Here is a 12,945-nt window from a genome sequence, read left to right on the forward strand (position 1 = left end):
AATCGCCAGCAAGCTGGCTCCTACACACAGCAGCCCCTGCCCGCCAGCGTCAGACCTGCAACAAGCGCTCGCGCAGCTTATGGATTTCATCTCGTAGCTGCGCCGCCGCCTCGAACTCGAGGTCGCGGGCCAGGGCGTACATCTTCTCCTCGAGCACGCGGATGCGCTTGCTGATCTCGCTCGGCGAGCGCAGTTCTTCCTCGTAGCGGCCGCTCTCCTCCGCCAGCTTGGCGATACTCCGGCGCTTGCCCCTGGAGCCCGGCACCACGGCGCCTTCGAGGATGTCCTGGATGTCCTTCTTCACCCCGCGCGGCACGATGCCATGTTCCAGGTTGAAGGCGATCTGCTTGTTGCGCCGCCGCTCGGTTTCACCCATCGCCCGTTCCATCGAGCCGGTGATGCGGTCGGCATACAGGATCGCCTTGCCATTGAGGTTGCGCGCGGCGCGGCCGATGGTCTGGATCAGCGAGCGCTCGCTGCGCAGGAAGCCCTCCTTGTCCGCATCGAGGATGGCGACCAGCGACACTTCCGGCATGTCCAGGCCCTCGCGCAGCAGGTTGATGCCGACCAGCACATCGAACACCCCGGCGCGCAGGTCGCGGATGATTTCCACCCGCTCGACGGTGTCTATGTCCGAGTGCAGGTAGCGCACCTTGACGCCATGATCGGCCAGGTAATCGGTGAGGTCCTCGGCCATGCGCTTGGTCAGGGTGGTGACCAGCACGCGGTCACCCACTGCCACCCGCAGGCCGATCTCGGACAGCAGGTCGTCGACCTGGGTGCGCGCCGGGCGCACCTCGATCAGCGGATCGACCAGCCCGGTCGGGCGCACGACCTGCTCGATCACCCGTCCGGCATGCTCGGCCTCGTAGTTGCCCGGGGTGGCCGAGACAAAGATCGTCTGCGGACTGATCGCTTCCCATTCCTCGAAGCGCAGCGGCCGGTTATCCAGCGCCGACGGCAGACGGAAGCCGTATTCCACCAGGGTTTCCTTGCGCGACCGGTCGCCCTTGTACATGGCGCCGACCTGCGGCACCGAGACGTGCGACTCGTCGATCACCAGCAGCGCATTGTCCGGCAGGTAATCGTAGAGCGTCGGCGGCGCCTCGCCCTGGTCGCGCCCGGACAGGTAGCGCGAGTAGTTCTCGATGCCGTTGCAGTAGCCCAGCTCGAGGATCATCTCCAGGTCGAAACGGGTGCGCTGCTCCAGGCGCTCGGCCGCCACCAGCTTGTTGACGCTGCGCAGGTAGTCGACCCGCTCCTTGAGCTCGACCTTGATCTTCTCGATTGCCTCCAGCAGCACCTCGCGCGGGGTGACGTAGTGGCTCTTGGGGTAGAAGGTGAAGCGCGGCAGCTTGCGGATCACCTCGCCGGTCAGCGGGTCGAAGGCCGAGAGGCTTTCCACCTCGTCATCGAACAGTTCGATGCGAATGGCTTCCAGGTCGGATTCCGCCGGAAAGATGTCGATCACGTCGCCGCGCACGCGGAAGGTGGCGCGGGCGAAATCCATGTCGTTGCGCGTGTACTGCAGGCTGGTCAGGCGGCGCAGCAGTTCGCGCTGGTCGAGCTTGTCGCCGCGATCGACGTGCAGCACCATCTTCAGGTAGGACGCCGGATCGCCCAGGCCGTAGATAGACGACACAGTGCAGACGATGATCGCATCCGAGCGCTCCAGCAGCGCCTTGGTCGCCGACAGGCGCATCTGCTCGATATGGTCGTTGATCGAGGAATCCTTCTCGATGAAGGTATCCGACGACGGCACATAGGCCTCGGGCTGGTAGTAGTCGTAGTAGGAAACGAAATACTCCACCGCATTGTTCGGGAAAAAGCTCTTGAACTCGCCATACAGCTGCGCCGCCAGGGTCTTGTTCGGCGCCAGCACCAGAGTCGGGCGCTGCACCTGGGCGATCACGTTGGCAATGCTGAAGGTCTTGCCCGAACCGGTCACCCCGAGCAGGGTCTGGTGCGACAGGCCGGCCTCCAGCCCCTCGACCATCTGGCGAATCGCCTCCGGCTGGTCGCCGGCCGGCTGAAAACGGGTAACAAGCTGGAACTGGGACATCGGTATCTCGAGAACTGGGCGGCGAAAGGGGCTGTTTATATCACGCCGGCTTAGTGCCAGCCCGGCTGCCAGAGCGCCGTATCCTCCAGCGCGGACCAGTGCAGGCTGAACTGACGCTTGCTCAACAGCGCCTCCAGGGTTAACCGGGTAACGCGCTGGGGGTCCTCGTCATCCACCTCCAGCGCCACCACCAGGAAGTGCTTTTCGCGCTGCTGCGGCTGCACCGCAGTCCACTTGCTGCCGGCCAGTTTTTTCGGATGCCAGGAGCGTTCGGGATAGGGCATGGGAACTCCATCTGGGAGGGGTACGCCAGCAGGCCGCCGGGCCATTGCATATAGCGCCGGCGGAACAGTCGTTGCCGGCCAGCACCCACAGGCACACGCCAGCGGTCGCCGGGCAACACCTGAGTGTTCAACACGACTGCCAAGTAAACAATTTGGGTTGAAATCCGCGCTTTCAAGGACAAGGGCCGCGGGATTGGAGGTGGACCCACCAGCCACACCCCGGCACACAATGTCACCGCTGCGGCTGCTCCCTTCCAGGCCTGACCGGGTTCACGGCTGATCGTTGCGGGGGGACCGGCAGGCCCACCATAAAGACACCCGCCAGACGGCGAGCGGCGCCATTGTACCGGCTTGCCGGCAACTTACAACCGCCCAGACGAAAGGCTATGTCCCAGTTACGTGTTGTGGAGCTTTTTTGTAGGAGCGAGCTTGCTCGCGATGCGCTGGCATAGCTTCTCGCCAGCAAGCTGGCTCCTACAGAAAGCGAGAAAGTGGCTAGCAACACATAACTGGGTCAGCGCCAAACGAAAAGCCCGCTGCGCAAGGCAGCGGGCCATCGATGTTGCAGCGTCACGCCGGGGCGCGCATCAATCTTCGCGGTAGCGCCGCAGCTTGAGAGCCTTGCCGGCGACACGGGTGTCCTTCAGCTTGGCCAGCAGGCGATCGAGACCTTCCTCGGGCAGCTCGACCAGGCTGAACGCCTCGCGGATCTGGATCCGGCCGATGGCTTCGCGGGTCAGGCCGCCTTCGTTGAGGATGGCACCCAGCAGATTCTTCGCGGCGATGCCGTCACGCGTGCCCAGGGCGGTGCGGCAACGCGCACGGCCTTCGGTCACGGCAACCGGCGCGCGCGGCGGACGACGATCGGTGGAATCGGTCGAGCTGCGCTCGCTGCGTTCACGTGGCGCCGAAGCCGTCGGCACCAGCGGCTGCTCGCGCTCGACCGCAGCCAGGGTCAGCGCCTGGCCGTTGGTCGCCTTGCGCAACAGCGCAGCGGCCAGCGCACGCGGGCTGCAACCGATATCGGCAATCAGGCGATCAAGCAATTCGCCGTGGCTGCCCTCGGCATCGGCGACCAGCGGGGCCAGGCTGTTGGTGAGCTTCTTGATGCGTGCATCGAGCACCTGCTTGGCATCGGGCAGGCGAATCTCCGTGATTTTCTGCCCGGTCACGCGCTCGACCGACTGCAGCATGCGGCGCTCGCGCGGCGTCACCAGCAACAAGGCCCGACCCTCGCGCCCGGCACGCCCGGTACGGCCGATACGGTGCACGTAGGATTCCGGATCGTAGGGCATATCCACGTTGAGCACGTGGGTGATGCGCGGCACATCGAGGCCACGGGCTGCCACGTCGGTGGCCACCACGATATCCAGGCGGCCGTCTTTCAGCGAGTCGATCACCCGCTCGCGCTGGTTCTGCGCGATATCACCATTCAGCGCGGCCACCTTGTAGCCTTTGATTTCCAGGGCAGCCGCCAGGTCCAGGGTGGCCTGCTTGGTGCGCACGAAGGCAATCAGCGCATCGAAATCCTCGACTTCGAGCAGGCGCGCCACGGCAGAGACTTTCTGATCGGCATGCACCATCAGGAACGCCTGCTGGATGGCCTCGACCGTCTGGGTCTTGTTGGCAATCTTGATGTGCTTGGGCGTGCGCAGGTGCTTTTCCGCGATGCCGCGGATCGACGCGGGCAGCGTGGCGGAGAACAGCACGCTCTGGCGCTCGGCCGGCATGGCCTCGAAGATCACTTCCAGATCGTCCATGAAGCCCAGCTTGAGCATCTCGTCGGCTTCGTCGAGGACCAGGAAGCGAATGGTCGACAGCACCTGGCCATTACGGCTGAGGTGATCCACCAGACGCCCCGGGGTGGCCACAATCACCTGCGCACCCTTGCGGATCGCAGCCAGCTGCGGGCCCATCGGCGCGCCACCGTAGACAGCCACGACACTCAGACCGGGCATCTGCTTGGAATAAGTTTCGAAGGCGGTAGCCACCTGCAAGGCCAGCTCGCGGGTGGGCGCCAGAATCAGCGCCTGCGGCTCACGCTTGGAGGGATCGATTTTCGACAAAATCGGCAGCGCAAAGGCGGCGGTCTTGCCGGTGCCGGTCTGTGCCTGGCCAATCATGTCGTGGCCGGCAAGGATTACCGGGATAGCTTGTTCCTGAATCGGGGACGGCTCTTCGTAGCCAACCGCGGTAGTCGCCGCGAGAACATTGGGGTGAAGTCCGAGCGCGGCGAAGCCGCCGGGTATCTGGGTCATGGGTCTGCCTCATGTGCATCCGCAAAGACCCAAGCCCCCCGAGGCTGCACTTGCCGTGAAAGACCTTGTGGGTCGCCCTGGCAGCCTGAATGACGAGTATTTGCGTGAACGCGTGTTGATATGAAAGTAACGTCAAGGAGGTCCGCAAGGCGGACCAGCAATCGAAGCGCAGCTTCGAGATGTTGAACCTGAACGAGGCCAATCGTTTGGCCGGCGCGAATCATACAGGAAAAGCCCGGCCTCCGGGCAGCTTTTCCACTTTACCGGACGAGCGCGCCAGCCGGACATGGACAAGCGTCACGCGGGCAGCTATATCCCTTCGGGCATCCCCGCAGACCACTGACCCGTTCAAGGATCCTCCCATGACCTCCAGCAGCGCCGGCCGCGTCACTCGTGAAACCCGTGGTCACATCAGGCTGATCGGCCTTGACCGGGTCGCCAAGCGCAACGCTTTCGACGAAGCCATGCTGGTTGACCTGGTGCTGGCGATGGGCGAGTACGAGCGCGACGACAACGCCCGCTGCGCCTTGCTGTTTGCCCATGGCGAGCACTTCACCGGAGGCCTCGACCTGGCCAGCGTCAGCGAGCTGTTCCGCCATGGCTGGGAGCTGCCCAAGGGCGCCATCGACCTGTGGGGCACCTTTGGCGGCCCGCGCCTGAGCAAGCCGCTGATTGTCGCCGTGCAAGGCTATTGCTTCACCATCGGCATCGAACTGATGCTCGCCGCCGATATCAGCCTGTGCGCCAGCAATACCCGCTTCGCCCAGATGGAAGTGCAGCGCGGCATCCTGCCGTTTGCCGGGGCTACCCTGCGCCTGCCGCATGTTGCCGGCTGGGGCAATGCCATGCGCTGGCTGCTGACCGGCGACGAGTTCGATGCCGGCGAAGCCTATCGCATCGGCCTGACCCAGGAAGTCATGGCCAGCGAGGAACTGCTGCCGCGCGCCATCTGGCTCACCGAGCGGGTGGCCGCGCAGGCGCCGCTGGGCATCCAGGCCACCCTCGCCACCGCCCGCCAGGCCTTCAGCCATGGCGCCGAGGTGGCCGCGCGCAGCCTCAAGCCGCTGGCCAGGGAACTGCTCGCCAGCGAAGACGCCCGCGAGGGCCTGCTGGCCATGCAGGAACGCCGCCCGGGCAATTTCAAGGGTTGTTGAACCGGCCTGACCAGCTCGCCCGCGGCCCTTGCCAAGGCGGCGCTACTCGTCCTCGACCAGCACCTCCAGCTTGCCGGCGTTCACCGCCTTGACCAGTACCGCGTGGTCTTGCTCGGTCTGGTTGGCATAGGCCAGGGCAAAGTCGCCCAGGGCCTCGTCGAAAGTATCCGACTTGCCGAGATAACCACTGATGGTCGCAGCATCCCCCGACTTGGCATGGGCGCGGGCCAGGGTCAAGCCGCAGACCCCGGCATAATGCCGGAGTTGCTGAGGCGTCACTTTTTCGACGGGCACGGATACCTTCATGTCGCGCAACTGGCGCACAAAAAAGTCGCGCCCTGCGCGGCCACGCGTCCAGCCGAGGAAAATATCGCTGGAGGACTGCATCAACCGCTGGCCCATGACCACCCGTTCACCCTGGTTCTCGTAGCAGCTCTTGCCCGCATAAGGCTCCAGCACCGAGCGGCAGGATTCCTTGAACTGCAGGATCAGCGGATGGTTTTCCTCGGAGAAAAACAGCCCGATCAGGCAGCGGGTGCCGACACTGCCAATGCCCACCACCTTGATCGCAGCATCCACCAGGCGATAGCGGTCGAGGAGCACGCGGCGCTCATCGGACAGCGACGCACGGTAGTCCTCCAGACCTTCGCGTACCTTGTCCATGAACTCCGGATCAGCCACATGAAAAATGAAGGGCGGCTGATCGACGATCCGCGGATGCCCGCCAACTTGCTGGACAATCTTCGGGAACAGGTTTTCGGCCACCCGCTGGCGGGCTTTGTTGGCCATTTCCTGACGGGCTCTTTTCAACTCCTTGTCGGTCGTCCTGGCAATCACGCTGTCGACGTCCAGATTCGCGTACCAGACTTCCAGCGGGCTCATCTTGGAAAATTCACGCAACCGTTCCCGATAGGACCGCACACAGTCGACGGCGGCACCCCGGGAGCGGGCATCGGATGCGCCGCTGTCGCGCGCGGCGATCGCGAAGCTGGCGGCCAGCCGCTTGATATCCCACTCCCAGGGCGCCGGCAGGGTTTCGTCGAAGTCATTCAGGTCGAACACCAGGTGGCGCTCGGGGGTGGCGAACAGGCCGAAATTCAGCAGGTGGCAGTCGCCACAGGCCTGCACCCGGATACCGGTACTCGGCGTCGTGGCAAGGTCATACGCCATCAGCGCCGCCGAGCCGCGGAAAAAGGTAAAGGGGCTGCGCAGCATGCGCCCGTAACGGATGGGTATCAGCTCCGGCAGTCGGTCTTCGTTCGACTGTTCCAGGATGGCGATGGGGTCGCGATGTTTCGCCGGCAATTTCCACGCGGCGTGACTGGCACGCGGCACAGTGTCGCGCAGCAGTCGCCCCGCGTTGACCCGCTCTTCACGGGAGCGGAATACCGGTTCGCTGGCTGCCACCTCGACGACGGAGGCCTTGGTCTTTCTGCTGGAGCGCTTTGCCGTGGTCATGATCTTCTCCGCTACATTGCAGTTGCTGCAGAACCCGCTGTATCCGTCGTCAGCCGTTGGTCAGATGCGCAAGCTGAACATGCAACGGTTTTCTCTAAAGGAAATGAAAGCTGATGTTTGTGTCGCCCGCCTGCCTTTGGAAAAATAAAGGCGTTGCACTGGTTATCGGCTGGTTCACAAGAGTGGGACTTTGCAGGTTGCTCAGGCCAGGGGCAGTAACCCAGCCAACGGCCGCAGGGGGTCAGCTGGCCGGGCGCACAGCCTCCAGCAATGGCAACAATGAATAGCCCAGGCGTGGGGCCAGTTGCTCGGCGCGCGCCGTCACCCCGCCCCGCTCGAGCCCCTGCTCCAGACTGGCCGGGATCAGCAGGATGACGTTGCCCTCCTTCACCGGGATCTCCCAGTAATGCCGGTGGAACAGGCCGCGCAGGAGTGCCGCCCCCAGCGGCTTGCCGCCATCGGTGCCCCACTGGTTGATCACCAGCCAGCCTCCGGGATTGAGTTTGCGCTGGCAATCCTCGAGAAACCGCCAGGCCAGATGCCCGGCAGCCGGACCGGTGTCGGTGTACAGATCAAGAAAAATCAGGTCGGCGGTTTCGGCACTGTCCAGCAATTGCAGGGCGTCGCCGATGCGAATGGTCAGCCGCGGATCATCCGCCAGACCGAGGAATTCCATGGCCAGGCGCGGCACCTGCGGACGCAGCTCGATCACTTCGACATCCTCCAGCGGCAGGAAGCGCAGGCAGCACTGGGTCAGGTTGCCGGCACCGAGGCCGAGAAACAGGGCTGTCTCGGGAGACGCATGCAACAACGCTCCGAGCAGCATGGCGCGGGTGTAGTCATACTCCAGCCAGCCCGGATCGCGGGTGAATACACAGCTCTGCTCGACCTGGTCGCCAAACTCGAGGAAGCGGTATTCGCCGACCTCGACCACGCGGATACGACCGAAGTCGTCGTGCACTTCGGCCAGCAGGACTTCCTCATTGAACGCTTTGCTCACCACAGTCTCCAAGTGCCTGTGCCAGCCAGGCCCGCGCAGCAGACTGCCTGAGCCGGCGGGCATTCACAAATCCACCGTTATACCAAGCCATCCGGGCTACGCCTTGCCAACGCCGGCACAGCCGTGCAGGCTGGATCATCCGAAACCACGAGGAACCCCTGACATGCCTTCTTTGCGCTCGCTTCTCCTTGCCTGCTGCCTGCTGGGCAGCACCAGCGTTTTTGCTGCCGATGCCCTGCTCAACCCGGTGATCCGGGTTGGCACCGCCGCCGATTACCCGCCCCTCACCTCCCAGGTGGGCGGCCAGGTGGTCGGCATCGAAGCGGACCTGGCCGCCGCCATCAGCCAGCGCAGCGGGCACCGGCTGGAGTTCAAGGTCCTGCCCTGGAGCAGCCTGATCATGGCATTGCAGCAGGGCGATATCGACGTGATCATGTCCGGCATGAGCATCACCCCCGAGCGCGCCGCGCAGGTGGCCTTCAGCGCCCCCTACTTCAGCGTGGGACAGATGGCGATCATTCGCGTGGCTGACCTGGGACGCTTCAGCAGCCCGGTGCAGATCCTCCAGCCCAAGGTGCGCGTCGGCTACGTCGCCGACACCACCGGCGCCGCCTACGTGAAGAAATTCGCCGGCATGACCAGCCTGCGCGCCTTCGCCTCGGTCGAGCCGGCGCTCGACGCGCTGCTGCAGGGCGAAATCGACTGCGTGGTGCATGACTCGGTGACCACCTGGATGATCGACAAGGAGCGCCGCTACTCCAGCCTGATCAGCCTGCGCAATCCGCTGACCAGCGAAGCGCTGGCCTGGGCCGTGAGCAAGGAGCAACCGGCCCTGCTGCAGATGCTCGACAGCAACCTCGCCGCGCTGCGCGCCGATGGCAGCCTGGAGCGGATCGAGAGCAAGTGGCTGCCGGTTCGGGCCACGGTCGAGAAAGCCAACTGATCCGGCATCCTCACCTGCGCTGCCGGCGACGGATGAACAGCGACAAATCATCGACGGCCGGCACAATCCCCAGCGTGACCAGAACCAGCGCCAAGGGAACGGTGGCGATATAGCCCACATAGTTGAAGCCCAGCGCGCCGGTCACGCCGCCCCCGAAGAAATACAGCGCCAGCAACACCAGCAGCCGGAGCCGTGCGCGGTTGGCCAGTACCCTGGGGCGCGTCGGCGACTCTTGCGCATTCCAGTAGACCAGCTTGCCCAGCTCGATACCGATATCGGTGATGATGCCGGTAATGTGCGTGGTGCGGATCTCGGCCCGCGAAAGCTTGGTGATTACCGCATTCTGCAGCCCCATGATGAAGCACAGCAGCATCACCGTTACCGGCACAAACAAGCCGGCCACCGTCGACAGGCGAGCCCCCAGCAGGCCGAAGCAGACCAGCAGCAGCGCCTCGAACAGCAAGGGCAAGGCAAACTCGCTGTGCAGTTTTTGGCGCCGCGAATAATTGACCATAAGCGCTGAAGTGGCCGCCCCCAGCAGAAACGACAGCAGCCCGCCGGCACCGGCGGCCACCAGGTCGTAGGCGCCAAGCACCAGGTTGTCGGCCATGGCAGAAACAATCCCGGTCATGTGCGAGGTGTATTGCTGCACCGCCAGGAAGCCACCGGCATTGGTGGCCCCGGCGACGAAAGCCAGGGCAAAGCCGACGTGCTGGTTGGCCCCGCTGGTGCGTTTGCGCCCGGTCAGCCTTCTTGCGTAGTGGATTGGCATCGATCCGCACCCGCGGCATTTTCCTGCTCAGGAGAATGGATTGATCAGCAGTGAATTTCCGCGCTTTTGATGCCGATGCTTTTCAGCACATCAATCAAGGTATCCAGCTGGGCAAAAGACTCGATGGCTTCGTCCGCATCGACCAGAAAGTAACTTCTCCCGGCGTCTTTCTTGAACAGCACGATCCATTCCGCGGGATTGGATGGATTGGGCATCACATGCGTATCAAACAGCACACCGCTGGCGTACCGGCTTTTTAGATCTTCACGCTTCATGGGAAGTACCGTGCGCTGAGTGCCTGGGGTCTGCTGACGTTTGGGCAGGCAAAAACAAGGTTATGTACGCGTTAGCGGTTGCGGGTCGTTTTTGCAGGGTGACACCCTGCGTGCTGGACACCAGCGGTAACGGCTACACAGCCAAAACATGCACATACAATGTGTGCAACATGATAATACAAGTCGCACCTTTCTGCTAACGGATCGTGGCGCTTGCTGCGCGAAATGCCGACGCGGGCTGGTCCGCCGGCCTTGCACCCGGGAGGTTCGGCCGCTGGCAGTGTGCGACCTAGACCAGCACCTGCCGCGTGCTGGCAATGTAGTGAAAGACGGCCTTCTCGATCTTCGGCTCGATCATCTGCTCCGGCCGCCGACCGTTCGGGCAAGGCATGCTCGGCGTAGTGCCAAACAGGCGGCAGATCAATGGCCGCTCGGCATACACCGTGCACCCCTGCGGGCCCAGATGCACACAGTCGAGGGCTTCCAGCGCGGCGGCATGCGCCCGCTCGGACTTGACCGGAAGCCGCGCCATTTCAGCGGATGAGGCGGTGACCGGACCACAGCAATCATGGCAACCGGGCACACATTCGAAGCAGGGAATCCGCTCACGCAGCCGCAGGATAATCTGACTGTCCGCACTCATCAGGCGCTCTCTCGTGGCGATGCAGGGTTTTCGGGCTGGTGCAGCGGCGCGCGCCCGGTAGCGGAACGCTCAGGGTTTGCTCGCCGAACCCAGTTTGCTTTTGGTCGCATAGCTGACGTTGTGGCTTTCCAGATAGTCTCGAATCAGCTGCCGGACTACCTGCGAGGGCGTCAGATCCTGCGCCGAGCAGAGCTCCTCGAAGGACTTCTTCTTCACCGGATCGATCAGGACAGTAAGGCGTGCCGTTTTGCTTTCCATAAGGTTCCCATACGAAGTGATCAGCTAATGTTAATAAAATTCTAATGCCGCCACCCCAGGCTGTCACGGCTAAGAATGCCCTGAGCGGGTCCGCGTGATGCCTCCCGCCGGCCCCGGCTGCAGACGCACACCCGCCCCCGAAAGCCGCGCAGGTACCCGTCAGGGGGTCAGCCATTATTCAAATATGATGATAATGCTATTATAATGAAAAACGACAACCACCTTGACCGGGCATGGTCAACGGGGTCCGCAGGCACGGTTTCACAGAGCGGTTTCTGACAGGACATGAGCATGCTGTATTACTTCGATCTCTTTGGTGTGGCGGTGTTTGCGGTAACCGGAGCCTTGATGGCCGGACGCAAATCGATGGACTTGTTCGGCGTGGTGGTTATCGGCCTGGTGACCGCACTGGGCGGCGGGACGTTGCGCGATGTGATCCTCGCGCACTACCCGGTTGGCTGGACCGTCAACGCCCCCAGCGTCTGGACCGCGGTGCTGGCCGCACTGGGCACCGTGCTCTGGGTGCGCCTGACCAGGCCAATCCACGAATTCGGCCTGCTGGTGGCGGATGCCTTCGGCCTGGCCGTATTTACCGCCACCGGCACCAACATCGCGCTGCAGCAGGATGCGTCGATCACCGCCGCCGTCATCATGGGCGTGATGACCGGCGTGGCTGGCGGGGTGCTGCGCGACGTGATCTGCAACGAGATCCCGCTGATCTTCAAGCAGGAAATCTACGCCCTGGCCTGCATGATCGGCGCCCTGGTGCAGATCGGCCTGCTGCACCTGGGAAGCTCCATGGAACTGGCCTCCATCGTGGCGATGGGCGTGGTGTTCAGCGTGCGCATGGCGTCCATTCACTGGAAATGGACGCTGCCGCGCTTTCACCTGCTGGACTGACCAGCGTGGTGCGCCAGCACAGCACCCGTTCCGGCACCGCGGCGCACACTGGGCGCCGGGTGTCGCTGCGCTTGATCCATCCGCTGGACTGCCCTGCGCTCAGCGGCCACTGCCGATGCTGCCCTGCAAGCGGTCACGCAGGGCCAGCAGCCGCGGCCCCAGTTCGCCGACCAGGCGTTCCTTGTGCATGTTGAACACCGGCCCGGACAGGCTCAATGCCAGGGAGCCGGAGCCATCGGGTACGGACAGCGGCACACCCACGGCATACACCTCCGGGTTCCATTGCCCCAGCGAGTAGCAGAAACCATATTCCTGGTAGTCGCGCAGCGCCTGCCGGATGCTCGCCTCGGTCTGCGCCCAGTCCGGCAGGCTGCTTTCCGCCCGATAGCGCTGCAACCAGTCGTCACGCTGCGCCGCCGGCATGCCGCACAGGTGCGCCCGCCCCAAGGCAGTCAGGCCGTGGGGGACGCGCACGCCGACATCCAGGTTGAGGCGGAACAGCGGATGGCCCTGGCAGATTTCCAGGCAGACCATGTGCAGCTGCTCGCGGGCCCCCAGCACCACGCTGGATTCGGTTTCTGCCGCCAGCTCGGCCAGCAGCGGCCGCGCCTTCTCTCGCAACGACAAGCCGGACAGGTAGGCATAGCCCAGCGCCAGCACGCCGGCACCCAGGCAGTACTTGCCGAGTTCCGCCTGGTACTCCAGGTAGCCCAGGCGGGTCAGGGTATGCGTCAGCCGGTTGACCGTGGCCTTGGGCAAGCCGGTGCGGCTGGCAAACTCGCCATTGCCCAGGTAGCGCTCGCCACGCCGGAACGCGCGCAGCAGTTCCAGCCCGCGGGCCAGGGCGGTGACGAACAGGCGGTCGGGTTTGCTTTGATTCATGCCTATTCCCGCGTATCGGTTGGTTGGTGTGCGACGCAGGGTGGGCGTAGGGTGGG

At 63.9% G+C, this 12,945-nt stretch carries 14 protein-coding genes and 1 other RNA gene; 4 read left to right on the forward strand and 11 right to left on the reverse strand.

Annotated elements, in window-relative coordinates; all coding sequences use genetic code 11:
- Positions 1 to 49: 49 nt before the first annotated feature.
- The 4 genes from uvrB to ISX93_RS03875 all read right to left on the reverse strand — a co-directional run bounded on the left by uvrB (position 50) and on the right by ISX93_RS03875 (position 4,604).
- Positions 50 to 2,062, reverse strand: coding sequence for an excinuclease ABC subunit UvrB (gene uvrB / locus ISX93_RS03860; protein ID WP_195777391.1), 2,013 nt, complete (start codon positions 2,060 to 2,062; stop codon positions 50 to 52).
- Positions 2,063 to 2,112: 50 nt separating this feature from the next.
- Positions 2,113 to 2,346 carry a TIGR02450 family Trp-rich protein gene (locus ISX93_RS03865; RefSeq protein WP_195777392.1) on the reverse strand — a complete coding sequence of 78 codons (234 nt, stop codon included), beginning with the start codon at positions 2,344 to 2,346 and terminating at the stop codon, positions 2,113 to 2,115.
- 203 nt (positions 2,347 to 2,549) lie between these two features.
- Positions 2,550 to 2,646: signal recognition particle sRNA small type (ffs, locus tag ISX93_RS03870), an RNA gene on the reverse strand.
- A 287-nt stretch (positions 2,647 to 2,933) separates the two neighbouring features.
- Entirely contained in the window at positions 2,934 to 4,604 is a 1,671-nt protein-coding gene (locus ISX93_RS03875; protein ID WP_195777393.1) for a DEAD/DEAH box helicase, read from the reverse strand.
- A gap of 362 nt (positions 4,605 to 4,966) precedes the next feature.
- On the opposite strand from ISX93_RS03875, the gene ISX93_RS03880 reads away from it, so the two are divergent.
- Positions 4,967 to 5,758, forward strand: coding sequence for a crotonase/enoyl-CoA hydratase family protein (locus tag ISX93_RS03880; RefSeq protein WP_195777394.1), 792 nt, complete (start codon positions 4,967 to 4,969; stop codon positions 5,756 to 5,758).
- Positions 5,759 to 5,800: 42 nt separating this feature from the next.
- On the opposite strand, the gene ISX93_RS03885 is transcribed toward ISX93_RS03880, so the two are convergent.
- On the reverse strand, positions 5,801 to 7,216 hold the full coding sequence (locus ISX93_RS03885; RefSeq protein WP_195777395.1) for a DUF2252 domain-containing protein: 1,416 nt from the start codon (positions 7,214 to 7,216) through the stop codon (positions 5,801 to 5,803).
- On the opposite strand from ISX93_RS03885, the gene ISX93_RS03890 reads away from it, so the two are divergent.
- Positions 7,209 to 7,364 carry a hypothetical protein gene (locus tag ISX93_RS03890; RefSeq protein ID WP_195777396.1) on the forward strand — a complete coding sequence of 52 codons (156 nt, stop codon included), beginning with the start codon at positions 7,209 to 7,211 and terminating at the stop codon, positions 7,362 to 7,364. The two genes, ISX93_RS03885 and ISX93_RS03890, sit on opposite strands and share 8 nt — an antisense overlap.
- 93 nt (positions 7,365 to 7,457) lie before the next feature.
- Here the strand turns inward: ISX93_RS03890 and ISX93_RS03895 are convergent, their stop codons facing one another.
- On the reverse strand, positions 7,458 to 8,216 hold the full coding sequence (locus ISX93_RS03895; protein WP_308705294.1) for a spermidine synthase: 759 nt from the start codon (positions 8,214 to 8,216) through the stop codon (positions 7,458 to 7,460).
- A gap of 163 nt (positions 8,217 to 8,379) precedes the next feature.
- Between ISX93_RS03895 and ISX93_RS03900 the strand changes: the two genes are divergently transcribed.
- A complete protein-coding gene (locus tag ISX93_RS03900) occupies positions 8,380 to 9,159 on the forward strand; it encodes a substrate-binding periplasmic protein (protein WP_195777398.1) in 780 nt (259 codons plus the stop codon).
- Positions 9,160 to 9,169: 10 nt separating this feature from the next.
- Here ISX93_RS03900 and ISX93_RS03905 read toward each other — a convergent pair whose 3' ends face one another.
- The 4 genes from ISX93_RS03905 to ISX93_RS03920 form a co-directional block, all read right to left on the reverse strand.
- Positions 9,170 to 9,931, reverse strand: a complete 762-nt coding sequence (locus ISX93_RS03905) for a YoaK family protein (RefSeq protein ID WP_195777399.1) — start codon at positions 9,929 to 9,931, stop codon at positions 9,170 to 9,172.
- A gap of 44 nt (positions 9,932 to 9,975) precedes the next feature.
- A complete protein-coding gene (locus tag ISX93_RS03910) occupies positions 9,976 to 10,206 on the reverse strand; it encodes a hypothetical protein (protein ID WP_195777400.1) in 231 nt (76 codons plus the stop codon).
- 289 nt (positions 10,207 to 10,495) lie between these two features.
- Positions 10,496 to 10,849: a YkgJ family cysteine cluster protein gene (locus ISX93_RS03915; protein WP_195777401.1), complete on the reverse strand. Its 354-nt coding sequence runs from the start codon at positions 10,847 to 10,849 to the stop codon at positions 10,496 to 10,498.
- A 69-nt stretch (positions 10,850 to 10,918) separates the two neighbouring features.
- Positions 10,919 to 11,107: a CopG family transcriptional regulator gene (locus ISX93_RS03920; protein WP_195777402.1), complete on the reverse strand. Its 189-nt coding sequence runs from the start codon at positions 11,105 to 11,107 to the stop codon at positions 10,919 to 10,921.
- 285 nt (positions 11,108 to 11,392) lie between these two features.
- On the opposite strand from ISX93_RS03920, the gene ISX93_RS03925 reads away from it, so the two are divergent.
- On the forward strand, positions 11,393 to 12,007 hold the full coding sequence (locus ISX93_RS03925) for a trimeric intracellular cation channel family protein (RefSeq protein ID WP_195777403.1): 615 nt from the start codon (positions 11,393 to 11,395) through the stop codon (positions 12,005 to 12,007).
- 99 nt (positions 12,008 to 12,106) lie between these two features.
- Here the strand turns inward: ISX93_RS03925 and ISX93_RS03930 are convergent, their stop codons facing one another.
- Positions 12,107 to 12,889, reverse strand: a complete 783-nt coding sequence (locus ISX93_RS03930) for an IclR family transcriptional regulator (RefSeq protein WP_195777404.1) — start codon at positions 12,887 to 12,889, stop codon at positions 12,107 to 12,109.
- Positions 12,890 to 12,945: the final 56 nt, after the last annotated feature.

The organism is Pseudomonas sp. N040 (assembly GCF_015637705.1).
Taxonomy (GTDB): Bacteria; Pseudomonadota; Gammaproteobacteria; order Pseudomonadales; family Pseudomonadaceae; genus Aquipseudomonas.

Coding starts and splice junctions, on each gene's coding strand:
- uvrB (WP_195777391.1), bottom strand. CDS start 2,062: ATGTCCCAGTTCCAGCTTGTTACCCGTTTTCAGCCGGCCGGCGACCAG.
- ISX93_RS03865 (WP_195777392.1), bottom strand. CDS start 2,346: ATGCCCTATCCCGAACGCTCCTGGCATCCGAAAAAACTGGCCGGCAGC.
- ISX93_RS03875 (WP_195777393.1), bottom strand. CDS start 4,604: ATGACCCAGATACCCGGCGGCTTCGCCGCGCTCGGACTTCACCCCAAT.
- ISX93_RS03880 (WP_195777394.1), top strand. CDS start 4,967: ATGACCTCCAGCAGCGCCGGCCGCGTCACTCGTGAAACCCGTGGTCAC.
- ISX93_RS03885 (WP_195777395.1), bottom strand. CDS start 7,216: ATGACCACGGCAAAGCGCTCCAGCAGAAAGACCAAGGCCTCCGTCGTC.
- ISX93_RS03900 (WP_195777398.1), top strand. CDS start 8,380: ATGCCTTCTTTGCGCTCGCTTCTCCTTGCCTGCTGCCTGCTGGGCAGC.
- ISX93_RS03905 (WP_195777399.1), bottom strand. CDS start 9,931: ATGCCAATCCACTACGCAAGAAGGCTGACCGGGCGCAAACGCACCAGC.
- ISX93_RS03910 (WP_195777400.1), bottom strand. CDS start 10,206: ATGAAGCGTGAAGATCTAAAAAGCCGGTACGCCAGCGGTGTGCTGTTT.
- ISX93_RS03915 (WP_195777401.1), bottom strand. CDS start 10,849: ATGAGTGCGGACAGTCAGATTATCCTGCGGCTGCGTGAGCGGATTCCC.
- ISX93_RS03920 (WP_195777402.1), bottom strand. CDS start 11,107: ATGGAAAGCAAAACGGCACGCCTTACTGTCCTGATCGATCCGGTGAAG.
- ISX93_RS03925 (WP_195777403.1), top strand. CDS start 11,393: ATGAGCATGCTGTATTACTTCGATCTCTTTGGTGTGGCGGTGTTTGCG.
- ISX93_RS03930 (WP_195777404.1), bottom strand. CDS start 12,889: ATGAATCAAAGCAAACCCGACCGCCTGTTCGTCACCGCCCTGGCCCGC.